The following is a 20,827-nucleotide window of genomic DNA, read 5'->3' as shown; positions in this document are numbered from 1 at the left end:
CGAACGAAGAAAAGACCCTAGTAAGGGGCTTCGACGTCATTCATGGAAACGTAGACTGTTTTCATTTCCGAAAAATGGTTGATCGCCAGCTTCGAGTTCTCACGTCCGACACCCGACATCTTCGATCCCCCAAACGGGGCTTCGACCGGGGCAAGGTTATAGGTGTTGATATAACAGGTTCCCGCCTCGAACCCGGCCACAACACGGTGCGCGCGGGTCAGGTCATTGGTGAAGACGCCTGCGGCCAGACCAAATTCGGTGTCATTGGCACGGGCCATGACCTCGGATTCCGTGTCGAAATCCAGCACCGACATGACGGGGCCAAAGATTTCCTCGCGCGCGATGGTCATGTCATCGGTCACATCAGCAAAAACGGTCGGCTGCATGTAGAAACCGCCGCCTTCGATCCGGTTGCCGCCAAAGACCAGCCTTGCGCCCTCGGCCCTGGCTTTGTCGACGTAGCTCAGCGCGATGTTCAACTGGTTTTCGCTGACCATCGGACCAAAGCTGACGTCCTCGTCCAACGGATCGCCGATTTTGGCGTTGGCCAGACGTTCGGACAGGCGTTTCAGGAAGGCATCCTTGATCCCTTTTTGCACAAAGACGCGGGTACCGTTGGAACAGACCTGGCCCGATGAATAGAAGTTGCCAAGGATCGCGCCGGACACCGCGTTTTCGATGTCGGCATCGTCAAAGACGATCATCGGAGATTTGCCGCCCAGTTCCATGGTCACGTGCTTCATACCGTCAGCTGCCGCGGCATAAACCTTGCGGCCTGTCGGCACCGATCCGGTCAGCGAGACCTTGGCTACACGCGGATCGGTGACCAGTGCGGCCCCCACGTCGCCATAGCCCTGAATCACGTTGTAGACACCCTTGGGTGCACCTGCCTCGACCAGAATTTCGGCCACTTTCAATGCCGAAAGGGGCGTGGTTTCCGAAGGCTTGAAGACCATTGTGTTGCCGCAGGCCAGCGCCGGGGCACCTTTCCAGCAGGCAATCTGCGTGGGATAGTTCCACGCCCCGATGCCGACGCAAACGCCCAGCGCCTGACGGATGGTGTAGACGAAATCGCCACCGCCCAGCGGAATATGCTCGCCGGTCAGAGAGGCGGCCAACCCGCCGAAATATTCCAGCGCATCTGCACCCGATGTGGCATCTGCCACCGTGGTTTCCTGAATCGGTTTGCCGGTGTCATGGGTTTCCAGAACCGACAGGTCGTAGTTGCGGTCGCGCATAATGTCGGCCGCGCGGCGCAGAATGCGGCCGCGTTCTGTTCCGGTCAGTGCGGCCCAAGCTGCCTGAGCGGTTTTCGCGCTGTTCAGAGCCTTTTCTACAATCGCCGGTGTCGCCGAATGCAGACGGGCAATCACCTCGCCGGTAGCGGGGTAGATCACGTCAATGGCCGCGCCATCGGTATCCTCGACATAGGTGCCGTCGATGAAATGGCTGGCCTTGGGCTGAAACTTCATACCGTGTCCTTTTCGCTCGACCCCGTCCGGGCGGGGCATTTGGTCATTTTGAATCGGCCCTAATGGTTATTGACTGGCCAGTCAATAAAATCATCCAAGCGGCAAGGTCACGCCTGCCACCGCGCACAAATCTTGAAACTCCTTGGTTAATGTTCTATATATGTTCCACATAGTCAGAGGACAAACCGATGACCCAGCACATGCGCCACGCGGCCCTGAACGGGCCAAACAATGACTACCACCTGCTTCCGGTAACAGACCGGCAGATGCGATATGCGCGCGCCATTGCCGAGAAATCAGCGCTTGAGATCCCGGTCGAAGCTCAACGTGACAGGCGATTGTTGTCCGACTGGATTTCGGCCCACAAATCATGTGGCGCCTCGCAATTCGACAATTACCCGACGGGCAAGCAAGTGGCGTTCGCTGAACGGATCTCACGCAGTAAGCGCCGCCCGATCCCGTCCGAGTGTTTTCGGGACAAGAAAATGATGTCCCGCTGGATTGATCACAACAGATAACCCTTATTTAGGGTCTTCTGGCGCATGATTGCGGGTATAAAGCGCAACCGCAGCCGCAACAAACATACCCAGCAGAATGTAACCGGTCACAGCCTCGGACACGGCAAGCCCGCGGCACAGGCCGGTCGGGGACATGTCGCCATACCCGACCGTGGTGAAGGTGACATATGAGAAATACAGGACATCCCCCGGACCCTGCGCCCCGACCACACAATTATCGTTGTACCCAAAAGCTCCGTAGACGGCGGCGAACAGGAACGGGACGACCTGGATGAATGACACACCCATCAGGAACAAAAGCCGTCGCGGCGATGTAACCTGGGTCATGTAATACCAGGATTGCGACACCAGCCAGATCAGCAGGCCAACCGACGCGATTGTTCCGATCATGTCACCCGCAGCGGTTTCGTTAAGACGCGATAGCCCGAACCAGGCAAGAAAACTTGTCAGAACCAGCCCCAATGCAGCAATCAGGGTCGATTTCCATTCTTCCAGAGTTGTGGGTTTGCGGTGCATGAACGCCCTCTCAGCCTAGTCTGACGGTGATCATCCGGCCTAAAGCAAGGGCATGCAACCCGCTTTCAGTCCTGCCGCAAATGCGGCTCGCCCCGCTTGCGCGCAAGCACTATTTGCTTTTGCCGTTCACGAAAGCGCATCTTGTCGGCCTCGGATGTCTCGTCGATGCATTGGTGACAGGACACGCCATGTTCATATTCGGGGCGTTTCATATCCTCGGGCAGGATCGGGCGACGGCAGCCATGGCACAGCTTGTGCGGCCCTTCTACAAGGCCGTGGCCAACCGAGACACGGTTGTCGAACACAAAGCAGTCACCCTGCCACGAGCTGTCTTCGGATGGCATCTCTTCAAGATAGCGCAGGATACCGCCTTTGAGGTGATAGACATCCTCGACCCCCTGCCCCAGCAGGTAATTGGTGGACTTCTCGCACCGGATACCGCCGGTGCAGAACATGGCAACGCGCTTGTTGTGAAAGCGGTCCTTGTTCGCCTCCCACCAGGCAGGAAATTCGCGGAAACTGGCTGTTTCAGGGTCTATTGCGCCTTCGAACGTGCCGATCGCCACTTCGTAGTCATTGCGGGTGTCGATCACCACGACATCGTCCGAACGGATCAGATCATTCCAGTCCTGCGGATCGACATAGTTGCCGACACGGGCGCGCGGATCGACATCCGGCTGACCCATGGTCACAATCTCTTTCTTCAGTCGCACTTTCATCTTGCCGAAAGGCGGATGGTCCGAGGACGCCTCTTTCCACTTCAGATCCGAGCAACCGGGCAGAGCCCGGATATGCGCAAGAGCCGCATCGATCCCGGCGCGTGGGCCTGCGATGGTGCCATTGATGCCTTCCTGCGCCAGCAACAGCGTTCCCGTGACGGACTGCGCGCGACACAGATCAAGCAACGGTTCGCGCAGCGCGACGGGGTCCGGGAATCGGGTAAAGTGATAGAGGGCAGCGATCGTGTACATATGCGCGATCTACCCCCGCAAACCCGGAGTCGCAAGGGATTGCATTGACGCCCCGCGCCCAGCCCCCTACCGATAAGGCAGTTATACGGAGGCCGCCATGACCCATGCCCTGCTTGTCATTGATGTCCAGAACGACTTTTGCCCCGGCGGTGCCTTGGCAGTGGCCGGAGGAGACGAAATCGTCGCGTCTATCAATACCATGATGGAGGAGTTCGACGCCGTGATCCTGACGCAGGACTGGCATCCGGCGGGGCATTCTTCCTTTGCCAGCTCGCACAAAGGCAAAAACCCGTTCGAGCTGATCGACATGCCTTATGGCCCGCAGGTGCTGTGGCCGGACCATTGCGTTCAGGGCTCAAACGGTGCTGCGTTTCACCCCGAGTTGCGCACCGATGGCGATTTGATCCTGCGCAAGGGGTTTCGCAGTGGCATCGACAGTTATTCCGCGTTCTTCGAAAATGACCATCAGACGCCAACAGGCCTGAAAGGCTATCTTGAGACCCGAGGCATCACCCGTTTGACACTGGTTGGATTGGCGACCGATTTCTGCGTTCACTATTCGGCTGTAGACGCTGCCCGGTTGGGCATTGATGTCACAGTCCGGATGGATGCCTGCCGCGCGATTGACATGGACGGATCACTGGCTGCCGCCGAGCAGGCCATGCGCGACGCCGGTGTTACGCTGGCCTAAGGTGTCGCCCCGGCAGCTGCCAGCAGTTTGATCGTCACAAACAAAACAACGGCCAGCCCAAACGCCAGCCCGATACGCCCCGAAATAGAACGCCGACGGTCCGAAACGGGTTGCTGTTGCTGTGGCGGCTGTTTGCGCACCTGACGCGTACGCACGATCCCGGCCATGGGCTGCGCCATCCGAATGTAATGCAGAAAATCCCACAGGTTGAATTCGCCGCAATACTCCCCCTGAACGCCGCGCGATTTTATGTTCTCAAACAGAGAACGCAGAATCCTGACCCGGTCCACCTGATCTTCGGCCGGAAACACACCGGGCACGATGCCGCTGTTCCGCGACTCGAGGCTGAACCCGGCATCCAGGAAAATCTTGCGGATTTTCGGCGATGTTCCCCGTAGCGCATCTGCTGTTCTGATGTCGCGAAACACCGCACACACCTGGCGTTCCACATCAGAGTCTGACCCCAGCTTCTCCGGGTCAATTTCGTTCAGTGCTACATTAACAATATCAAAATCGTACTCGAGACCCATTCACAAACTCAGTTTCGTCTTTCCATCCCCTTCTCTCACTAACCGGCGAAAACAATGCACAATATGCCCGTATTGTGACGTCATGCTGGCATTGTCACCAAATCAGCGACTCTTGCCATTCCCGTTGTCGATTGATCTAACTACGGAAATCGCAGGAGTTCCCCATGGTCGACATCGCGACCCGCGTCTACAATCATAAATGGAAGATTGACCCGATTGTCCGGTCTTTAATCGACACAGACTTCTACAAACTGCTGATGTGCCAGTCAGTGTTTCGAAACAAGCCCCAAACAAATGTGGTGTTTTCCCTGATCAACCGGTCGAATCACGTGCCTTTGGCCCGTTTGATCGACGAAGGTGAGCTGCGGGAACAGCTGGATCATATCCGCTCGCTTAGTCTCAGCCGGGGGGAAAGCACCTGGCTGCGGGGCAACATGTTCTATGGAAAACGCCAGATGTTCCGTTCCGATTTCATGGAATGGTTCGAGAATATGCGCCTGCCGCCCTACCACCTTGAACGCAAAGGCGATCAGTATGAACTGACCTTCGAAGGCAAATGGCACGAGGTCATGTTGTGGGAAATTCCGGCGCTGGCGGTGCTGATGGAACTGCGCTCGCGCGCGGTGTTGAACGACATGCGCCGGTTTGCGCTACAGGTGCTATATGCCCGCGCGATGACCCGCGTATGGGAAAAGATCGAAAAGCTGAGCACGATCAACGGTCTGGGGATTGCCGATTTCGGCACGCGGCGACGGCATTCCTTCCTGTGGCAGGATTGGTGCGTGCAGGCGATGATCGAAGGGCTTGGCCCCGCGTTTACCGGAACCTCAAACTGCCTGATCGCGATGCGGCGTGAGGTTGAGGCCATCGGCACCAACGCGCATGAGCTGCCGATGGTCTATTCCGCGCTGGCCGACACCGATGCCGAACTGGCACAGGCCCCTTATGACGTTCTCAGCGATTGGCATGACGAACATGACGGCAATCTGCGCATCATTCTGCCCGATACCTACGGCACCAAGGGCTTTCTGGACAACGCACCCGACTGGCTGGCGGGCTGGACCGGTATTCGCATCGACAGCGGTGATCCGGCCACCGCCGCCGAGGTGGCCATCGACTGGTGGAAAGCGCGCGGTGAAGACCCGACCCAGAAACGGATCATTTTCTCGGACGGGTTGGATGTGGACAAAATCCAGGAATTGCATGCGCAGTTTGCTGACCGCACCAAAGTATCCTTTGGCTGGGGTACCTTGCTGACCAACGATTTCCGCGGTCTGGTTCCAAATGACTCGCTGGCACCGTTCTCATTGGTCTGCAAAGCCGTATCCGCCAATGGACGCCCGACGGTAAAGCTGTCGGACAACCCGGAAAAGGCGATGGGCCCGAAGGACCAGATCGAACGCTATAAGCGGGTGTTTGGCGTTGGCGCTCAGGAGGCGATCGAGGTGATTGTCTAAGCCAAGGCACAATATCAAACACTTATCCTCAATTCATATGATGCCGGGACTAAACGACTACAGATTGGCGTCGGCAGGATCGGCGATATGGTTTTCGAGGTATTGCAGCACGATGTTCTCGGTGATGGCGCCGTCGGTGGTTGAGAAATACCCCCAGCCCCAGAACCGGCGTCCACAGTAGCGGCTGCGCAGCGCGGGAATTTCCCGTTGCACCTTGTGAGACGAACGGCCCTTCATCTTGCGCACCAGACCCGAGATGGCAATCTTCGGCGGCACCGACACGAACAAATGCACGGGATCGCTCAACAACACCCCGCGCAAGATGTCGACCTCGTTCTCGTGGCAGACCTGACGGACGATGGCGCGCACCCGCAGGCGCACCGCACCGGTCAGCACCTTATAGCGATACTTGGTCGACCAGACGATATGGTACGGTGATAGAAAACGCAGTGCTTGCCAATATCATAACACGATTCTCCGCACTGAATCGGGCCCGACCGGAAGTCGAAGGGTTTGCGTCAAAGCGTGGATACTGAAACTTGTGGTGCCGCTGAAGGGACTCGAACCCCCGACCCCATCATTACGAATGACGTGCTCTACCAGCTGAGCTACAGCGGCGCCTTGAGTCATCCGGAACTGGCCTCGACCGGATGAGATGGCCCATTTAAACCGTCAGCCTAAAGCCTGCAAGACCAGTTATGTCCGTTCGGGCCTTTCCCCCTTTTCACCAGTGGTTGTCGTCGACGTATTGGGCCAATGATCAATCCAATGGGGCGAGCTTCCAATTTGTGAAATTTTTGTAACGACGCATGAGTAGTTTTGACTCTAAACTTATTATTCTATATTTCATGAAATATGATAGAAGAGATAACCGACCAGCTGGCCATCCTTGGCCACCCACAACGTATCACCGTATTTCGCATGTTGATGCGACGGTATCCTGACACTGTTCCAGCGGGGGAACTGGCGTCGGAACTGGGGATCAAGTCCAGCACCTTGTCGAACTATCTCAACGCGTTGCAGCGATCCGGGCTGGTCAAGCAGGAACGATCCGGGACGTCACTGCTCTATTCGATTGAGATGAAGAACGTGCAGCACATGTTCGATTTCCTGCTCGTGGATTGCTGTCGCGGCCGACCCGATCTTTGCGTGCCCTTGGCCAAAGGACGCGAGCCCATGGCCGACCGAAAGTTCAATGTGTTGTTCATTTGCGTGGGTAATTCTGCCCGGTCGATCTTTGCCGAATCCCTTTTGCGGGATATCGGCGGGGATCGGTTCAATGTGTATTCGGCCGGCATACGACCGTTTTCCGAACTCAACCCGTTTGCAATTCGGGTTCTGCAAGACAAGGGGCACGATACTTCGGCGCTCCGCTCAAAGAATATATCCGAGTTCTCGGGGTCGGGCGCGCCTGAAATGGATTTCGTTTTTACGGTCTGCAATCAGGCTGCAAACGAAGAATGTCCCGCCTGGGAAGGCCAGCCGATCAGCGGTCACTGGGGCATGGCGGATCCAGTCAAGACAGAAGGCTCCGATGCCGAGAAAAGCCTGGCCTTTCAAAACGCGTACGGCGCGCTGAAGCGTCGGATTCAAGCCTTTACATCGCTGCCGGTTGAAAGCCTGGACCGGATCGCACTGCAATCCGCCGTTGATGAAATCGCGCGATCGCCACTTGAGGATGCACCATGACGACTTACGCTTTGAACGGCCTTGGCCGAATGGGGAAACTGGCCCTGAAGCCACTCTTGGAACAGGGGGCAAAGATTGCCTGGATCAACGATGCCGTCGGCGACCCCCAGATGCACGCGCATCTGTTGGAGTTCGACACCGTGCATGGGCGATGGGATGCAGAATTCAGCTTTGATGCCGACAGCATCACTGTGAATGGAACCCACCTGCCGTTCATCGGCACGAAAGACCAGAACACCCTACCGCTGGACGGCGTCGACGTCGTGATCGACTGTACGGGCGTGTTCAAGACCGAGGCCAAGCTGGCCCCGTATTTTGATGCCGGGGTGAAGAAGGTCGTCGTCTCGGCCCCGGTCAAAGACGGCCCGACGGCCAATATCGTTGTCGGTGTGAATGACGGCACATACGACCCCGCGACCCATAAAATTGTGACAGCGGCCTCTTGCACAACGAATTGCCTGGCGCCGGTGGTCAAGGTGATCCACGAGAATCTGGGTATCCGCCATGGGTCGATGACCACGATCCATGACGTGACCAACACGCAAACGATTGTTGATCGGCCCGCAAAAGACTTGCGGCGCGCGCGGTCGGCCCTCAACTCACTGATCCCGACGACCACCGGTTCGGCCACCGCCATCACGCTGATCTATCCCGAACTCAAAGGGCGTCTGAATGGTCACGCCGTCAGGGTGCCGCTTTTGAACGCCTCGCTGACCGATTGCGTATTCGAAGTTGAGCGGGCCACCACGGTTGACGAGGTCAACGCCCTCTTCAAAGCGGCGGCTGAGGGTGATCTGAAGGGTATTCTGGGTTATGAGACCCGCCCACTGGTATCCACCGATTACACCAATGACAAACGCTCCTCGATTGTCGATGCGCCCTCGACCATGGTGATAAACGGGACACAGGTGAAAATCTATGCGTGGTACGACAATGAGATGGGCTATGCGCACCGCTTGGTGGATGTGGCGCTGATGGTCGGGTCCTCGCTGTGACCCAGCGGCCCGAAGGACTGTCGGCTTATGTCGCGGTCACGGCGGCTTATTGGGCCTTCATGCTGACTGACGGGGCGCTCAGGATGTTGGTGCTACTGCACTTTCACACCATGGGATTCTCACCGGTTCAGCTGGCCTATCTGTTTGTGCTTTACGAGATTGCTGGGATCGTCACCAACCTATCCGCAGGTTGGATTGCCGCCCGGTTCGGGTTGACGTCCACCCTTTATGCAGGATTGGGGCTGCAGGTGGTGGCGTTGCTTGCCATGACGCAGCTTGATCCGCACTGGACCGTTACCGCCTCGGTCAGCTTTGCGATGATGGTGCAGGGGGCAAGCGGAGTGGCCAAGGATCTGGCCAAGATGTCGTCGAAATCATCAGTCAAATTACTGGCCCCGGCCGAGGGCGGAGGGCTGTTTCGGTGGGTCGCGGTGCTGACCGGATCAAAAAACGCCGTCAAAGGGCTGGGTTTCCTGTTGGGCGCGGCCATGCTGGCCACGTTGGGATTCATGACGGCAATTCTGGCCATGGCGGCGGTTCTGGCACTGATCCTGTTCGCAGTTATTCTGTTCATGCCAGCGGGCCTGCCGAAGGGGCGAAAAGGGGCGAAATTCTCGGAAATATTGTCAAAATCCGCCAATGTGAACTGGCTATCCGCAGCGCGGGTCTTTCTGTTCGGTGCCCGCGATGTCTGGTTCGTGGTCGGCATCCCGATCTATTTCTATGCCGCCCTGTCGGACGGCACCGACGACGGCAACCGTTCCGCGTTCTTCATGATCGGAACATTCATGGCGCTGTGGGTCATCCTCTATGGCGCAGTGCAGGCCTACGCGCCAAAGATCCTTCGTGCGGCGGATCGAACCGAAGGCGATTTGATCCGCGCGGCACGTAATTGGGCGATTGTCCTTTTCTGCGTTCCTGCGGCTCTAACATTGTCCATATCGCTGTCACATGGGCCTGAAACCTGGCTGACCATAACGCTTGTGGCGGGGCTGCTGATCTTCGGAGCAATATTTGCGGTGAATTCATCGCTGCATTCCTATCTGATCCTGGCCTTCACCCGGTCCGAACGTGTGACAATGGATGTCGGATTTTATTACATGGCAAATGCAACAGGCCGGCTGATCGGCACGGTTCTGTCCGGCCTGACCTATCAGATCGGAGGATTGCCAATGGTCCTCGGCACCGCGTCCGTGATGTTGGCCCTTGCTGCGCTGACTTCATGCAAACTGACAGACCAAACTTCCGACGCACTGACGTGACCGTTTTTGAACGATACCTCATTGACTGAATCGCCCTCGCCATGATTGGTAGCGATCTGATCGGCGGGGCTGCGCAAGGTTATAGAAAATCGAATGGCGCGAATTTTACATGTTTCGGCATATGCCTTCGCAATGTTCAGTAAACCATGACGACTCCGCTGGCCGCTGAATCCCGGTATCCGACATATTATCCTGTATTTTTGGTGACCCCGGCAGGATTCGTACCTGCAACCTGCCCCTTAGGAGGGAGTTATTCATCTTTGATTTCCTTCTTTGTTTTCCGTTTCTTAAGTGATTTTGGCTTTGCCGCTTGTACAGGCTTCGTACGAAAACGCGCCCTGATGGCGGCTTCGTCGGTCTCTGCATGGGCATAGATACGCATCGGCAGATTGGGATCTTACCACCGCCCTGCCCTGGCTGCTGTCACTGGGTCAACGCCCTGCCGGACCACCAGTTCTGTGAAAAACCCATGCCTCCCGGCGGGGTGCGCCGAAAGGTATGGAATGCCCGCACGCTTGCAGATCGTCTTCCAGCGGTTGTTAGAGCCGGTCGAGCTGCCGTAACCAAAAACACGGGGAGACAGGAGCTGTCCGGTTTTCAGGTTCTTGGGCCGCTTCGGCTGCAAGGCCTCAAGCTCAGCCATCATTTCGGGAGAAACTGCAATCCAGCTTTCGGCATGGCCTTTCTGAGCCTTGATACGAACCTCGCAGGTTTCGGGTCTCAGATCGTCCGGCTCAATTGAAATCGCCTGGTCAATGCGCGCTGCCGTCTCAAACATGAAGCGCGCCATCGCGGCATTGTAGGGATCGGCCGCCGCGCAAAACGCCTCGATCCATTCGCGCGTTGCCGGGATGCGCTCAACTCGGCTGGTTTTCTGCCTGCGCTGATCTTGGGCAATCCGCTCGAACTTGTCATACCGTTTAACCCGCAGGAGTGGCGTCCCCTTGAATTCGTGCGCGTTGTTGATGACCGCGCGCGCCGGAGTCACGATCTCGCGCCACCAAGTATCTGTGCAAGCCTTCGGTTTCAGTTTGGGTCCAAGGCTCTTGAGTAGCGCCCCCGTGATCGCACCGAGAGGCAAGTCCCCGATTTCTTCCAGTATCGGCAGGAGCTGCTTCGCCGTTTGGGGCGACGGGAGATAAATCTCAACGGCGTCAGCAAATCGCAAGGTGTGTTCTTCGCCGATGACATGCTTACGGATCTGAAGTTCCGTTTCATCCCTTATCCAGTCCCTTGCGCAGCCTCAGTAGTCGCTCGCGTGCTTTTGCGATATGGACCGGCGATCGGTCGACCGTTGTATTCGATCCAGCCCTTGACCCAGTAGACCGATCCGCGTTGGTAGGGTTCGAGCGGCATCCTTGGCTCTACATCAAAATTCTGTCGAGTTGCGATGGGGTGATAATCATCGCATTTCCAATCTTGAATCGTGCACCCAGCCGATTTGCCTTCTCTCGAACCGTTCGTTCGGTAATCCGGATCCCACGGCTGACCAACACCTCGACCCACTGGTCCGGTGTCTTGCCCGTTGCCAGAATTTCCGAACCGAAAGAGGAGCCGGGCGCACCATTCATCTTTATTGGCCCATCGCTTTCTGTGACGACTTGATCAGCGCTTCGAGGTGCTCGGGTGTCAGCAACATCAAACGACCGATATTGTAGAAGTTCCCGGTCCTGTGCGCCTTTTCCCGGATAAGCCGGGGCGAAACATGCACGCCGTGTTCGCGCAAGCTCACGCTCCACGCCTCTGGTGTCTGACTCTGCGTTAGAAGCTCCGACATTTCTCCACCTGCAATCTTCGTAAACTCTTGCAAGAAGTTGCAGGCCATAGGTAAGAAGTCACGCGACAGTACAAATATTCTACATTTTCGGAACATATGTTCCGAAATCAGGAGTGCCATGCCGTTTGTTCCGCAGAAACCGCCTACACCTGAAGAAGAAGAGCAGGCCAAACGCGAGCGAATGAAGCAAGATTTGCTCGATTACAGGCGGGCATATCATTCCCCTGTGTCGCCTCTGCACGAAAACTTGCGAACCCTTCGAATCAACCGACAGCTAAAGAAACAGGATATGGCTGATCTGATGGGGATCACGCCGCGCACATATTATACCTATGAAAGTGGCGCGCGGCCTGTTCCTTCAGACTCACTTGCTAGGCTCGCAACCATGATCGACGTCGATCTGGATATGCTCCTAATGGGACGTTCTCTCAAGCCGACACCACAGATCATTGAGAGTGCAATCGACGACCTCATGAAAATCCTTGAGTTTCTGGATCGCGAGTATCCAACCATGGATTGGAAGACCCGGATGAAAGTTGCTCGACATGCCGTCATGGCTGATACAGGTGACTGGCCCCGCGTGGATCCCGAGATGATCCGTGGATCAGTTAAAGTCCTTACCAGGTACAAATTTCATCCGGAAAATCTCCCCCAACCACCTAATCCTGACGACTACGGCGATGATGATCGACCGCACGGTTATGAACGGGACATGGCTGCCTGGCAGGCCATTGTTGATCAAGATCTTGGAGACGACACCTAAGGCTTCAGCAGCGACCAAGCCTCAACGCCGAACCCCTCGGCCACCCGATACAGGTTGTCGATCGAGATGTTCTGTTCCGAGCGCTCGACCGCGCTGAGATAGGTTCGGTTCAGCCCGGCCTCGTTCGCCAGATACTCCTGCGACCAGCCACGCTCGGCGCGCAGCTTGCGCATATTGCGCGCGACGATGTCTCGCAGGGGGCTCTTGGGCGTCGTTTTCATGCACAATGCTATTGTGCTTTGACGCTTTTAAATCTACCTGTTTTAACATACATTCGACGAGTTGGAGAGTACCCATGCCCCAATGCCCCACTGTATGACCGAGATCCACGAAGAGGCACGGGTTTGCCCGTCCTGCGGCGCAAAGAAGGGCGTTCTGGGCGCGGGGTTCACTGGGCGCTACCTGAAGGTTCGGGCTGGTATCGTGGCGGCGATTGGCCTGCTGCCGCTCCTCGTCGGGCTTGGCTTTCTTGTCACAGGCGACGTCATTGGCTTCATGCTGCTGGGTGGGCTTGCCGCCATACCTTTCGCCATCGCTGCCGGAATCTTTGTCGCATCGGAGGGGCGCGAAAAATGGTATCGCTGAACCTTCACGATCCGGACGGCGTGCAGCGCCGCTTGCAGGCCTTTCTTGTCCAGTTCACCGTGCCGCATTGGGTTACGCAGACCCAGACCAACGCCACAATTGAGGATCAGGAACGCGCCGCAGGGGGGCTGGACCTCGTTCTGGATATCCTGCTCGATGCGCAGCTCGGGCTGGAGGCCGATCTGGTTCCTGCCGATCAAGAGCAATTCTGGCACAGCCCGCGCTGTTTGCACGCGCCGGAAACGGGGGCGCAATTCGATATCCGCGTGGGTGCGCGCGGCGGCTATGATCTTCGCGTCACGGCGGGCAACGCTGTGTTCACCGATAACGCAATAAGCTTTGAGGCCCTGACCATGGCACTGCGCAGCTTCGCTGCCCTGCACCGCGAGGCCACCGCATGAGCGAGCAGAAGCACACCTCTTTCTACATCAGCGCCGAGGGCCACAAGGCTCTGCGGCTGGAGGCCATCAAACGCGGCCTGTCGATGAGCCAACTCATCGCCCGCGCGTTGGCCGATGCGGGGGTCGATATTCCGGCGGAGGATTTGAAGAAATGAAAACGCTGTTCACCGCCGCGCTGATCGCGCTCGCCAGCCCTGTCATGGCCGGGGGCTGATATTTCGAGGCATCACTGGAAGGCGGGGCCGAATTCTGGACCTTCACCAATGCGACGGGCGATGTCAGCCCGCGCCGCCAGACGGGGGATGAAATCTGGCTCATACGCTCGGACGAGGTGAGCGAGCTGGGGCCGGACGGGGCTTGCACCTTTGACAACTGCGCCGTGAAGGTGCTGCCAGGCGGGCAAGTTCCAAAAGCGCGGGAACGGGTGCAGCTCACCTTCTCGAACGGCGAGATGCTGGACTTCGAGGCGCGCGGCGGCGAGATTCTGCTCGACAACTATTCCGCCGCAGGCATGGGCGCGACCGCGCTGTTCGTCGAAAACATCCGCGCGGCGGAATGGGCCGAAGTCGGCTTTGGCGGGCTGGCGCACAGGTTCAGCCTTGCGGGATCGGCTAAGGCGCTGGATGCAATCAGGGTGTATCTGCAATAGGCGTGCGATGGAGATATAGGGCGATAGCACTATCACACGATCAAATGAGGGCGCGGTATGGCGCGGTTTCTGGTCTGGAGCGACCTGCTTGACGAATTCTGGGGCGGCTTCGACCTGCCCGATCTGTCCGCTCCGCTGGACGGGATTCTGATAGCGGGCGATACGCACACGCGAGGGCGGCATCTGGAGATTCCGGCGTATGCCGCGCACAAATATAGCTGCCCGGTCGTGGTGATCTGGGGCAATCATGAACCCTATGGCTCGGTCTGGGCGGAACTGTTGACCGAGGAGGAGCGCCAGCTTACCGAACTGCGCGCCGAAGGCCTCGACGTCCGCGTTCTGCATGGGGCCGAGACCGAAATCGCGGGCGTCCGTATCATCGGCGCGACGCTCTGGACGAATCTGCAACTCTATCCAGAGTTCGACGACCTCGCGCGGATCATGGTCTCGGCCTACATGCAGGACTACCATGCCATTCACACCGCGCCCGATACCCGCTTTACCATCGACGACATGCTGGAACGTCATGCGCAGGACAAAGCTGCGATCCCCGCCGCCCTGCGTGCCCCATATGATGGCCCGACCGTAGTTATGACCCACCACCTGCCGCTGCGCGAACTGATCGCCCCGTGCGCATCATCGGCGGCCACGTGAAGCGCGCGATGAACAACGGGTTTGCCTGCGACCTCTGGGACGAGATCCGGGGCTTCGACATCGACACATGGATTTGGGGGCACAGCCACGAGGGAGAGAGCCGGACATTCGAAAGCGACCACGGACCGATCCGCTTTGTCACGAACCAGCGGGGATATCCAGGTGAGGAGGTGTCGTTCGATCCGGCCTTTGTGCTGGAGGTCTGAGAGTGTCAGGATAGGGCGATAGCGCTATCCCGCTGCCGCATGATCGCTTCGAGCCTATTTTGTCGGATGCTGCGTCGTGCATGAATGTCTGGCTCCAATTCAAGCAGGATGCGTTGCTCTCCGCAAAAAAGTTGCAAACGGTAGTCTTGGGCTTTCTTTACCAATTGTGAATAGAACATTTCCGGCACGCTTTCGGAGATTCCATGCAACACAGTTTCAGCCACTTCTTAAGGCACGGCGGTGACGGCAAGTACGAGATCGCGCAGCGACACGGTCATCTGATTGGCCGCCGCGTAGGATTATCGCTCAAGTCGACATTTCCTAACTACACAGCTCTACGGGCCGATTTCAGCGAACGCCTCGACCAGGTGATCTCCGAAAACACTCGGATGCTTCTGAACGCGCTGACCCCGCCTGACACAGTGCCAATTGTCTCCGAAGCTGAATTGCGGGATGTGTCAGATGCAAAGTCAGAAGCGCTCGACGCCTGGGACGCGCGCCTTGAGAGAATATTCGGCGAATACCAAAACCATCCGCAACGGTTGCGGCCACTGCGCACAGACATGGAAGAACGTCTCGTTCGGGCTTTTGCGGGAGTAATAAATCGGCTTCGGCAGGAAAGCTTGGGGATTCAGCAATACATCTGGCGCTCGCGAGATGATGCCAAGGTGCGCGACAGCCATGCGGCCTATGACGACCGCGTTTTCCGCTGGAACAATCCACCGGAGGGCGGGCATCCCGGCGAGGCACACAATTGCAGGTGCTATGCCGAGCCAGTGTTGCCGGGCGTTCAGAGCAATGTGGTACTCGCTGACTTTGCACCCACGGCAAATGGTGTCCCCGCTCTCGATCTGACGGAGGCGATGCGTGGCTTGCGCGCTCTGACGGGCGTCGGCGCGGCGCTTCTTGCGTCTGATGCGCTGCAAAACTGGACGCAAGCCATGCGTGATAGGCGCGTGGACGATGCTGGCGCGCGACTGGGGGTCGATGTAACAACTGTAGAAGGTCGCCTGGCGGCGACAGCCTATGCCCTCGTGCAGGAAGGGATTAGCACCGGCGAGTATCCGGTCCTGCCCAAGACCCCCGAATTCGCACGAATAGGGGCCGAAGCGGCAGCGCTTTATGAGTTGCTAAATCCCGGCACCATTCTTGATACGGGCGTTGGCGGTGATCCCGCGAAACAGCGCGCTTTGCAGGATTTCATCGCAGCCGCCGGGGCAGCGTTCGCGCGCGGTGAACTGCGGCTTCAGGATGGGGAACTGGCGCAAGGCTGGGTCGAAGTCTTTCCTGAGCTTGCGGAGGATGAACGCCGCTTGGGGCAACTGCCGGGCTTCACTCCGGAACGGGTCGAGCAATGGCTTGAAACCTATCCGATTGAAGAGCTTGGCCTGCCGAACCACACCGGATCGCCAATTCCTGATGATCCGACCGACAACATTGTCTCAACGCCGATCCCGGAAGGGGCGGGGCCGAATATTGTCGAAGCCCGACCTGGGGCCACAACGACACCTGGCGGCAACAGAATTCTGCCCCACGGTGGCAAAGGGGGCGGGCGAGAATATATTGGCCTCAAAGGCCACGATGTTGAGCAAATTGACGAGATCATCGCCAATCCTCGTCCAGATCTGAGTGGTATCGTTGAAGGGCGCGGCAGATACAAAGGGCAGGATATGACCCTGTTGACAGGCCAGGATGGCCATTGGGTTCTTCTTGACCCCGATGGTAACGTCTTCGCTGTAAGCAATCGTAATCTGCCGCTTGGGCACAAAGAGAACCAACCGGACGACATCATCCGTCCTCTGGAGGAGCAATGAATACACGGTTTGAAGACCTGATAGAGCAGGCACAAACAGGGGCAGGCACTGAATGGATTTCCGAAGCCGAGCTTCTGGACTTCAACGAATATCTTGCCACGCGCGGCTTTGGCATTTCAAGAATGGAGGTCGCACAGGCAGCCGGTGGGACCGTCAAGCGAAATTTCGGCTACGGCATCTTGCCTGCCCCAATCGGCGACGACCCCGAACACTGGCTCAATCATTTCGATCCCCAACGTTCCGCCGCATATGTTCGCGAAACTGTTCAGTTTGCCAAAGAAGACGGCGCCCTGTTCGACTACAAGGTTTGGGCCGAGCAGCCTTAAATCACCGAGAAGCTTGGTCAAAAAACATACGTTTCTGCCCTGCCAACCCTGAGCCGCCATTGGTGCGATCGCAGAGAAACGAGGCTTTGTCTGCATTTCTGCCGTCTAACACTTCTAGCTGGGCTGATCTTTGAAGCTGCACTTCCGCCAACTGAACTGCCACTATGATGCTTTTGGGGACAAGCGCTGACGCCCGCCAGAAACCCCACAATCGCTCGATCCTTGGCGTCTCGCTCATGTAGATTTTCCGGCTCCCGTTGCACACACCGGCCCTGCCTGACATCGCCCCCCACATGGCAGGGATAGCGACTGCCGCCCCGTAGGGGTATGGGCTTAAGCGGAGCACTCAAGTTCGCCTGTCCGCAAACAAAGCCACCTGATTTCGTCGTTTGTTCTTGATTAAGGTGACTCATGTAGACATTGTGTCAGAAAAATTCCCAGAGGGGCGATGACACATGCAGGCTGACTTTTCGACTCTACTGGCGCAGGCCGGATACACTGTGCCAGAGGCCGCGCGCGTGCTTGGCTATTCTGAAGGCCACATCTATCGCTGGAAGCGCGGTGAGGAAATCCCCCGTGAAAGCGTGATCCGCCTGCTGAACATGGAGATCGAGCGGCGGCGCGATACGGGCGATGCGGAAAAGACCTTTACCTTCATTGATCTCTTCGCCGGGATCGGCGGGCTGCGGCGGGCTATGGAGAGTGCGGGCGGGCGCTGCATCTTCACCTCTGAATGGGACAAGTACGCCCAGCAGACCTATATGGCGAACTTTCCCGACAACCGGCTTCCGGTGGGCGATATCCGGGAAGTCGACGCCGAAGACATCCCCCGGCATGACGTTCTGGTTGCGGGCTTTCCCTGCCAGCCCTTCTCGATCGCCGGTGTGTCCAAAAAGAATGCGCTCGGCCGCGCGCATGGCTTTGAGGATGAAACCCAGGGAACGCTCTTCTTCGATGTGCTGCGCATCCTGATGCATCACCGCCCTGCGGGTTTCATGCTGGAAAACGTCAAGAACCTGAAAAGCCACGACAAGGGCCGGACCTTCGAGGTGATCCGCCGCAAGCTGACTGAGGAGCTGGGTTACACGCTGGAGACCCGGATCATTGATGCCGGGCATTTCGTGCCGCAGCACCGCGAGCGGATTGTGATGGTCGGCTTCCGTGAAGCGACCGGGTTCAGCTTTGATGACGTGCAACTTCCGACTTACGGCACCAAACGGATGCGCCATATTCTGCATCCCGAGAATGGCACGGAACAGCCAGAGGGCCATTTCACCGTTGGGTCGGATGCGGTGGTCAGCGACAAATACACCCTGACCGACAAGCTCTGGGCCTATCTGCAAGGCTATGCCGCAAAGCATAAGGCCAAGGGAAACGGTTTCGGCTTTGGCATGGTGGACGGGGACAGCATCTCGCGTACGCTTTCGGCCCGCTATTACAAGGACGGCTCTGAAATTTTGGTCAGCCGGGGTGAAGGCAACAACCCGCGCCGCCTGACGCCACGCGAATGTGCGCGCCTGATGGGCTACCCGGATGACTTCCGGATCCCGGTCTCGGATACGCAGGCCTACAAACAGTTCGGCAACTCGGTCGCGGTGCCTGTCTTTGCCGAGGTGGCAAAGGTGATGGCTCCGCACATCCTCGCGCTGACGAGAGCTGAACCGCTCAAAAAAGTTGGCTGACGTTCACGACAACAAGACCCGCAGCCGGAATATGGCGGCGATCCGTGGCGCTGATACCAAGCCTGAAATGCTGATTAGGCGCGGGCTTTATGCCCGTGGTTTTCGTTATCGGCTCCATGATCGAAAACTGCCGGGTAAGCCGGACATCGTGCTGCCAAAGCACCGTGCCCTGATCTTTGTGAATGGCTGCTTCTGGCATGGCCACGACTGCCCGCTCTTTCGATGGCCCGCAACGCGGAAGGAGTTCTGGCGCACGAAGATCACCGGCAACATCGAGCGGGACGCCCGGAATATCGACATGCTGATCGCGTCAGGCTGGCGTATCGCGATTGTCTGGGAATGTGCGCTGAAGGGACGTGGCAGGTTGTCGCCGGAGGTGGTGATTGACTCCCTGGCCCGATGGATATGTTCTGGTGACCAAAGGCTGACTCTTGAAGGCCTGAACACGAAAACAGGCGATTTGAGTTGAGCGAGCAAGGTATTTTCGATTTTGAGGGTGAAGGCGGCGGGCAGGCTGGGCTTCTGACGGACCTTCTGAGCCGGGCCGAACGGGTTCTGGTCAAGAAGCTTTCGAACAATGACCGGGACTGGGCGCGCTATGCCAACAAGCACCAGGCTGGGGTCTATATCCCGGCGGAACAGCGCGAGGGCGGGTTCTTTCCGCCGCTGGAGGTCAAGGCGCGCAAAGACCCGGATGCGGCCCCGATCCGGGAGGCCTGGTTCGAAACGCTCTGGCCGCAGGCTTCGGGCGATGCGCAGGCCAAACGCACCCGGATTGTGCATTACACGAGCAAGGGCCCTGAGACGCATATGACGCGCCTGCCGAAAGAGTGCTTTGAGCAGCTTTCGCCAGCCTCTTTCCTCGTGATGGGGCGGTATCGGCAGGGTGAAAACACCGTCTATGAATGCCTGACCATCGATTCCGCCAGCGATGAAGCCGACCTGCTACTGATGCATCTCGATATCACGCCGGATTTTCTGATCGGTGAGTTTGAGCCCGCCGTGATCCGGGCACGGGAACAAGACCGCGTTCTGGACTTCGCGGAAGAGCTGATCGCGGCCTGGAAGGCCGGTACGATCGTCGAATTCGGCCGCTCTCGTGCGGCCATGCCTAAACCCCTGGAACTGGCCGGGCTGGCGCGCGCCCGTTACCTGGAAATCCACGGTCTGGACTGCCTAGATCCTTTTGCCATCGAGCGCCCCGGTGATGCGCTCCGTGAAATCAGCCGCAGCATCGAGTGGGATATGTTCCGCGACTTCCAGCGCCGCGAGCGGGCTGTCGAGCTGGTGCGCATCGTCTTGGATGACAAGCCACGCGACATGACCGTCGCAGAGATCATCCGGCAGCTGATCAATGAACTGCCCCGGATTGACGCGCTGATGCTGTCTGCCAGCCAGCAGCGGAAATCACGGGCGGGCTATTCCTATGAACACCATATCGAGGCGATGCTGAGCGGCGGGAAGATCCCCTTCGAAAAGCAGGTGGTCATCGAAGCGAAGAAGCGCCCCGACTTCATTCTTCCCTCGCTGGCCTTCATCAGCAGCGGTGAAGTCCTCGCCGCGACAGGCCTGATACTGAGCGCCAAAACCACCCTGCGCGAACGCTGGAAACAGGTCGAGCGTGAGAAGGGTGAACGCAGGCTGTATCTCACCACGGTCGATGAGAATATCGCGGGCAACGCCATTCAGGACATGGCGGGCATCGGCGTCCAGCTCGTAATCCCCGAGAGCCTGATGGACGCCAAAGAAACCGAATATGCCGGGCACGCGAATGTGCTGACCTTTCGGCGGTTCTGCGATGAAGTGGTGCAGCCGAACTTGGCGGTTTGGGCGTAGTGCGATGGCCGGTTGTTTAGGCATGAAGGGCGG

General features: G+C 57.8%; 25 protein-coding genes, 1 tRNA gene and 1 pseudogene. 18 read left to right on the top strand and 9 right to left on the bottom strand.

Annotated features, from left to right (window positions below):
- Positions 1-17 precede the first annotated feature (17 nt).
- Complete coding sequence (betB, locus tag ACR0DS_RS10385) at positions 18-1,472, bottom strand: betaine-aldehyde dehydrogenase (RefSeq protein WP_480559283.1); 1,455 nt, start codon at positions 1,470-1,472, stop codon at positions 18-20.
- Between the two features lie 188 nt (positions 1,473-1,660).
- Between betB and ACR0DS_RS10380 the strand changes: the two genes are divergently transcribed.
- Positions 1,661-1,990, top strand: a complete 330-nt coding sequence (locus ACR0DS_RS10380) for a hypothetical protein (protein WP_480559281.1) — start codon at positions 1,661-1,663, stop codon at positions 1,988-1,990.
- Between the two features lie 3 nt (positions 1,991-1,993).
- Here ACR0DS_RS10380 and ACR0DS_RS10375 read toward each other — a convergent pair whose 3' ends face one another.
- Both ACR0DS_RS10375 and trhO read right to left on the bottom strand, forming a co-directional pair.
- Positions 1,994-2,506 carry a potassium channel family protein gene (locus ACR0DS_RS10375; RefSeq protein ID WP_209505145.1) on the bottom strand — a complete coding sequence of 171 codons (513 nt, stop codon included), beginning with the start codon at positions 2,504-2,506 and terminating at the stop codon, positions 1,994-1,996.
- Positions 2,507-2,571: 65 nt separating this feature from the next.
- Positions 2,572-3,477 (bottom strand): oxygen-dependent tRNA uridine(34) hydroxylase TrhO, encoded by a 906-nt coding sequence (gene trhO / locus ACR0DS_RS10370; RefSeq protein ID WP_480559279.1) that lies wholly within the window; start codon positions 3,475-3,477, stop codon positions 2,572-2,574.
- Between the two features lie 97 nt (positions 3,478-3,574).
- Here trhO and pncA point away from each other — a divergent pair, with 97 nt between their 5' ends.
- Positions 3,575-4,168: a bifunctional nicotinamidase/pyrazinamidase gene (pncA, locus tag ACR0DS_RS10365; RefSeq protein WP_480559277.1), complete on the top strand. Its 594-nt coding sequence runs from the start codon at positions 3,575-3,577 to the stop codon at positions 4,166-4,168.
- On the opposite strand, the gene ACR0DS_RS10360 is transcribed toward pncA, so the two are convergent.
- Positions 4,165-4,698: a hypothetical protein gene (locus ACR0DS_RS10360; protein ID WP_480559275.1), complete on the bottom strand. Its 534-nt coding sequence runs from the start codon at positions 4,696-4,698 to the stop codon at positions 4,165-4,167. The genes pncA and ACR0DS_RS10360 overlap by 4 nt on opposite strands.
- 164 nt (positions 4,699-4,862) lie before the next feature.
- Between ACR0DS_RS10360 and pncB the strand changes: the two genes are divergently transcribed.
- The gene (gene pncB, locus ACR0DS_RS10355) at positions 4,863-6,155 is read left to right on the top strand and encodes a nicotinate phosphoribosyltransferase (RefSeq protein WP_480484546.1); all 1,293 of its coding nucleotides are present in this window, start codon (positions 4,863-4,865) and stop codon (positions 6,153-6,155) included.
- A gap of 57 nt (positions 6,156-6,212) precedes the next feature.
- Here pncB and tnpA read toward each other — a convergent pair.
- Together tnpA and ACR0DS_RS10345 are read right to left on the bottom strand one after the other, a co-directional pair.
- A pseudogene (gene tnpA, locus ACR0DS_RS10350) lies at positions 6,213-6,643 on the bottom strand (IS200/IS605 family transposase).
- 54 nt (positions 6,644-6,697) lie between these two features.
- A tRNA-Thr gene (locus ACR0DS_RS10345) sits at positions 6,698-6,773 on the bottom strand.
- A 237-nt stretch (positions 6,774-7,010) separates the two neighbouring features.
- Between ACR0DS_RS10345 and ACR0DS_RS10340 the strand changes: the two genes are divergently transcribed.
- Genes ACR0DS_RS10340 through arsJ form a run of 3 tightly spaced genes read left to right on the top strand, consistent with a single transcriptional unit; the run spans position 7,011 to position 10,101 of the window.
- A complete protein-coding gene (locus ACR0DS_RS10340; RefSeq protein WP_480559273.1) occupies positions 7,011-7,844 on the top strand; it encodes an arsenate reductase/protein-tyrosine-phosphatase family protein in 834 nt (277 codons plus the stop codon).
- Entirely contained in the window at positions 7,841-8,839 is a 999-nt protein-coding gene (locus ACR0DS_RS10335) for an ArsJ-associated glyceraldehyde-3-phosphate dehydrogenase (protein WP_480559271.1), read from the top strand. Before ACR0DS_RS10340 ends, ACR0DS_RS10335 begins: the two co-directional genes overlap by 4 nt.
- Positions 8,836-10,101 (top strand): organoarsenical effux MFS transporter ArsJ, encoded by a 1,266-nt coding sequence (gene arsJ / locus ACR0DS_RS10330; protein ID WP_480559269.1) that lies wholly within the window; start codon positions 8,836-8,838, stop codon positions 10,099-10,101. Before ACR0DS_RS10335 ends, arsJ begins: the two co-directional genes overlap by 4 nt.
- 397 nt (positions 10,102-10,498) lie before the next feature.
- On the opposite strand, the gene ACR0DS_RS10325 is transcribed toward arsJ, so the two are convergent.
- Together ACR0DS_RS10325 and ACR0DS_RS10320 are read right to left on the bottom strand one after the other, a co-directional pair.
- Positions 10,499-11,089, bottom strand: coding sequence for a tyrosine-type recombinase/integrase (locus ACR0DS_RS10325; RefSeq protein WP_480482372.1), 591 nt, complete (start codon positions 11,087-11,089; stop codon positions 10,499-10,501).
- Between the two features lie 585 nt (positions 11,090-11,674).
- The gene (locus ACR0DS_RS10320) at positions 11,675-11,878 is read right to left on the bottom strand and encodes a hypothetical protein (RefSeq protein WP_480559267.1); all 204 of its coding nucleotides are present in this window, start codon (positions 11,876-11,878) and stop codon (positions 11,675-11,677) included.
- 118 nt (positions 11,879-11,996) lie between these two features.
- On the opposite strand from ACR0DS_RS10320, the gene ACR0DS_RS10315 reads away from it, so the two are divergent.
- Positions 11,997-12,641, top strand: coding sequence for a helix-turn-helix domain-containing protein (locus tag ACR0DS_RS10315; protein ID WP_480482374.1), 645 nt, complete (start codon positions 11,997-11,999; stop codon positions 12,639-12,641).
- On the opposite strand, the gene ACR0DS_RS10310 is transcribed toward ACR0DS_RS10315, so the two are convergent.
- Positions 12,638-12,862: a helix-turn-helix domain-containing protein gene (locus ACR0DS_RS10310; protein WP_480559265.1), complete on the bottom strand. Its 225-nt coding sequence runs from the start codon at positions 12,860-12,862 to the stop codon at positions 12,638-12,640. The two genes, ACR0DS_RS10315 and ACR0DS_RS10310, sit on opposite strands and share 4 nt — an antisense overlap.
- A gap of 82 nt (positions 12,863-12,944) precedes the next feature.
- On the opposite strand from ACR0DS_RS10310, the gene ACR0DS_RS10305 reads away from it, so the two are divergent.
- The 11 genes from ACR0DS_RS10305 (at position 12,945) to ACR0DS_RS10255 (ending at position 20,794) form a co-directional block, all read left to right on the top strand.
- Positions 12,945-13,226, top strand: coding sequence for a hypothetical protein (locus tag ACR0DS_RS10305; protein ID WP_480487020.1), 282 nt, complete (start codon positions 12,945-12,947; stop codon positions 13,224-13,226).
- Positions 13,214-13,627, top strand: coding sequence for a hypothetical protein (locus ACR0DS_RS10300; RefSeq protein WP_480559263.1), 414 nt, complete (start codon positions 13,214-13,216; stop codon positions 13,625-13,627). The genes ACR0DS_RS10305 and ACR0DS_RS10300 overlap by 13 nt, the downstream gene beginning before the upstream one ends.
- Positions 13,624-13,782, top strand: a complete 159-nt coding sequence (locus ACR0DS_RS10295; protein WP_250042147.1) for a hypothetical protein — start codon at positions 13,624-13,626, stop codon at positions 13,780-13,782. Before ACR0DS_RS10300 ends, ACR0DS_RS10295 begins: the two co-directional genes overlap by 4 nt.
- Before the next feature lie 176 nt (positions 13,783-13,958).
- The gene (locus tag ACR0DS_RS10290) at positions 13,959-14,276 is read left to right on the top strand and encodes a hypothetical protein (RefSeq protein ID WP_480559261.1); all 318 of its coding nucleotides are present in this window, start codon (positions 13,959-13,961) and stop codon (positions 14,274-14,276) included.
- A gap of 57 nt (positions 14,277-14,333) precedes the next feature.
- On the top strand, positions 14,334-14,930 hold the full coding sequence (locus ACR0DS_RS10285) for a metallophosphoesterase family protein (protein ID WP_480559259.1): 597 nt from the start codon (positions 14,334-14,336) through the stop codon (positions 14,928-14,930).
- An 8-nt stretch (positions 14,931-14,938) separates the two neighbouring features.
- Complete coding sequence (locus ACR0DS_RS10280) at positions 14,939-15,136, top strand: hypothetical protein (RefSeq protein WP_480482386.1); 198 nt, start codon at positions 14,939-14,941, stop codon at positions 15,134-15,136.
- A 203-nt stretch (positions 15,137-15,339) separates the two neighbouring features.
- Positions 15,340-16,950 (top strand): phage minor head protein, encoded by a 1,611-nt coding sequence (locus tag ACR0DS_RS10275; RefSeq protein ID WP_480482388.1) that lies wholly within the window; start codon positions 15,340-15,342, stop codon positions 16,948-16,950.
- On the top strand, positions 16,947-17,276 hold the full coding sequence (locus tag ACR0DS_RS10270; protein ID WP_480508082.1) for a hypothetical protein: 330 nt from the start codon (positions 16,947-16,949) through the stop codon (positions 17,274-17,276). Before ACR0DS_RS10275 ends, ACR0DS_RS10270 begins: the two co-directional genes overlap by 4 nt.
- A 455-nt stretch (positions 17,277-17,731) precedes the next feature.
- The gene (gene dcm, locus ACR0DS_RS10265; RefSeq protein ID WP_480482392.1) at positions 17,732-18,958 is read left to right on the top strand and encodes a DNA (cytosine-5-)-methyltransferase; all 1,227 of its coding nucleotides are present in this window, start codon (positions 17,732-17,734) and stop codon (positions 18,956-18,958) included.
- Positions 18,951-19,427 carry a very short patch repair endonuclease gene (locus ACR0DS_RS10260; RefSeq protein ID WP_480492783.1) on the top strand — a complete coding sequence of 159 codons (477 nt, stop codon included), beginning with the start codon at positions 18,951-18,953 and terminating at the stop codon, positions 19,425-19,427. Before dcm ends, ACR0DS_RS10260 begins: the two co-directional genes overlap by 8 nt.
- Positions 19,424-20,794 (top strand): type II restriction endonuclease, encoded by a 1,371-nt coding sequence (locus tag ACR0DS_RS10255; RefSeq protein WP_480559257.1) that lies wholly within the window; start codon positions 19,424-19,426, stop codon positions 20,792-20,794. Before ACR0DS_RS10260 ends, ACR0DS_RS10255 begins: the two co-directional genes overlap by 4 nt.
- The last annotated feature ends 33 nt before the right edge of the window (positions 20,795-20,827 follow it).

It is taken from the genome of Ruegeria sp. AF5, from assembly GCF_056541905.1.
The sequence above is the reverse complement of the archived record's forward strand: the minus strand, read 5'-3'. Positions and strand labels throughout refer to the sequence as shown.

Bases quoted from the DNA above. Each gene is read 5' to 3' on its own strand.
- betB (WP_480559283.1), bottom strand. From the start codon at position 1,472: ATGAAGTTTCAGCCCAAGGCCAGCCATTTCATCGACGGCACCTATGTC.
- ACR0DS_RS10380 (WP_480559281.1), top strand. From the start codon at position 1,661: ATGACCCAGCACATGCGCCACGCGGCCCTGAACGGGCCAAACAATGAC.
- ACR0DS_RS10375 (WP_209505145.1), bottom strand. From the start codon at position 2,506: ATGCACCGCAAACCCACAACTCTGGAAGAATGGAAATCGACCCTGATT.
- trhO (WP_480559279.1), bottom strand. From the start codon at position 3,477: ATGTACACGATCGCTGCCCTCTATCACTTTACCCGATTCCCGGACCCC.
- pncA (WP_480559277.1), top strand. From the start codon at position 3,575: ATGACCCATGCCCTGCTTGTCATTGATGTCCAGAACGACTTTTGCCCC.
- ACR0DS_RS10360 (WP_480559275.1), bottom strand. From the start codon at position 4,698: ATGGGTCTCGAGTACGATTTTGATATTGTTAATGTAGCACTGAACGAA.
- pncB (WP_480484546.1), top strand. From the start codon at position 4,863: ATGGTCGACATCGCGACCCGCGTCTACAATCATAAATGGAAGATTGAC.
- ACR0DS_RS10340 (WP_480559273.1), top strand. From the start codon at position 7,011: ATGATAGAAGAGATAACCGACCAGCTGGCCATCCTTGGCCACCCACAA.
- ACR0DS_RS10335 (WP_480559271.1), top strand. From the start codon at position 7,841: ATGACGACTTACGCTTTGAACGGCCTTGGCCGAATGGGGAAACTGGCC.
- ACR0DS_RS10320 (WP_480559267.1), bottom strand. From the start codon at position 11,878: ATGTCGGAGCTTCTAACGCAGAGTCAGACACCAGAGGCGTGGAGCGTG.
- ACR0DS_RS10315 (WP_480482374.1), top strand. From the start codon at position 11,997: ATGCCGTTTGTTCCGCAGAAACCGCCTACACCTGAAGAAGAAGAGCAG.
- ACR0DS_RS10310 (WP_480559265.1), bottom strand. From the start codon at position 12,862: ATGAAAACGACGCCCAAGAGCCCCCTGCGAGACATCGTCGCGCGCAAT.
- ACR0DS_RS10305 (WP_480487020.1), top strand. From the start codon at position 12,945: ATGCCCCACTGTATGACCGAGATCCACGAAGAGGCACGGGTTTGCCCG.
- ACR0DS_RS10300 (WP_480559263.1), top strand. From the start codon at position 13,214: ATGGTATCGCTGAACCTTCACGATCCGGACGGCGTGCAGCGCCGCTTG.
- ACR0DS_RS10295 (WP_250042147.1), top strand. From the start codon at position 13,624: ATGAGCGAGCAGAAGCACACCTCTTTCTACATCAGCGCCGAGGGCCAC.
- ACR0DS_RS10285 (WP_480559259.1), top strand. From the start codon at position 14,334: ATGGCGCGGTTTCTGGTCTGGAGCGACCTGCTTGACGAATTCTGGGGC.
- ACR0DS_RS10280 (WP_480482386.1), top strand. From the start codon at position 14,939: ATGAACAACGGGTTTGCCTGCGACCTCTGGGACGAGATCCGGGGCTTC.
- ACR0DS_RS10275 (WP_480482388.1), top strand. From the start codon at position 15,340: ATGCAACACAGTTTCAGCCACTTCTTAAGGCACGGCGGTGACGGCAAG.
- ACR0DS_RS10270 (WP_480508082.1), top strand. From the start codon at position 16,947: ATGAATACACGGTTTGAAGACCTGATAGAGCAGGCACAAACAGGGGCA.
- dcm (WP_480482392.1), top strand. From the start codon at position 17,732: ATGCAGGCTGACTTTTCGACTCTACTGGCGCAGGCCGGATACACTGTG.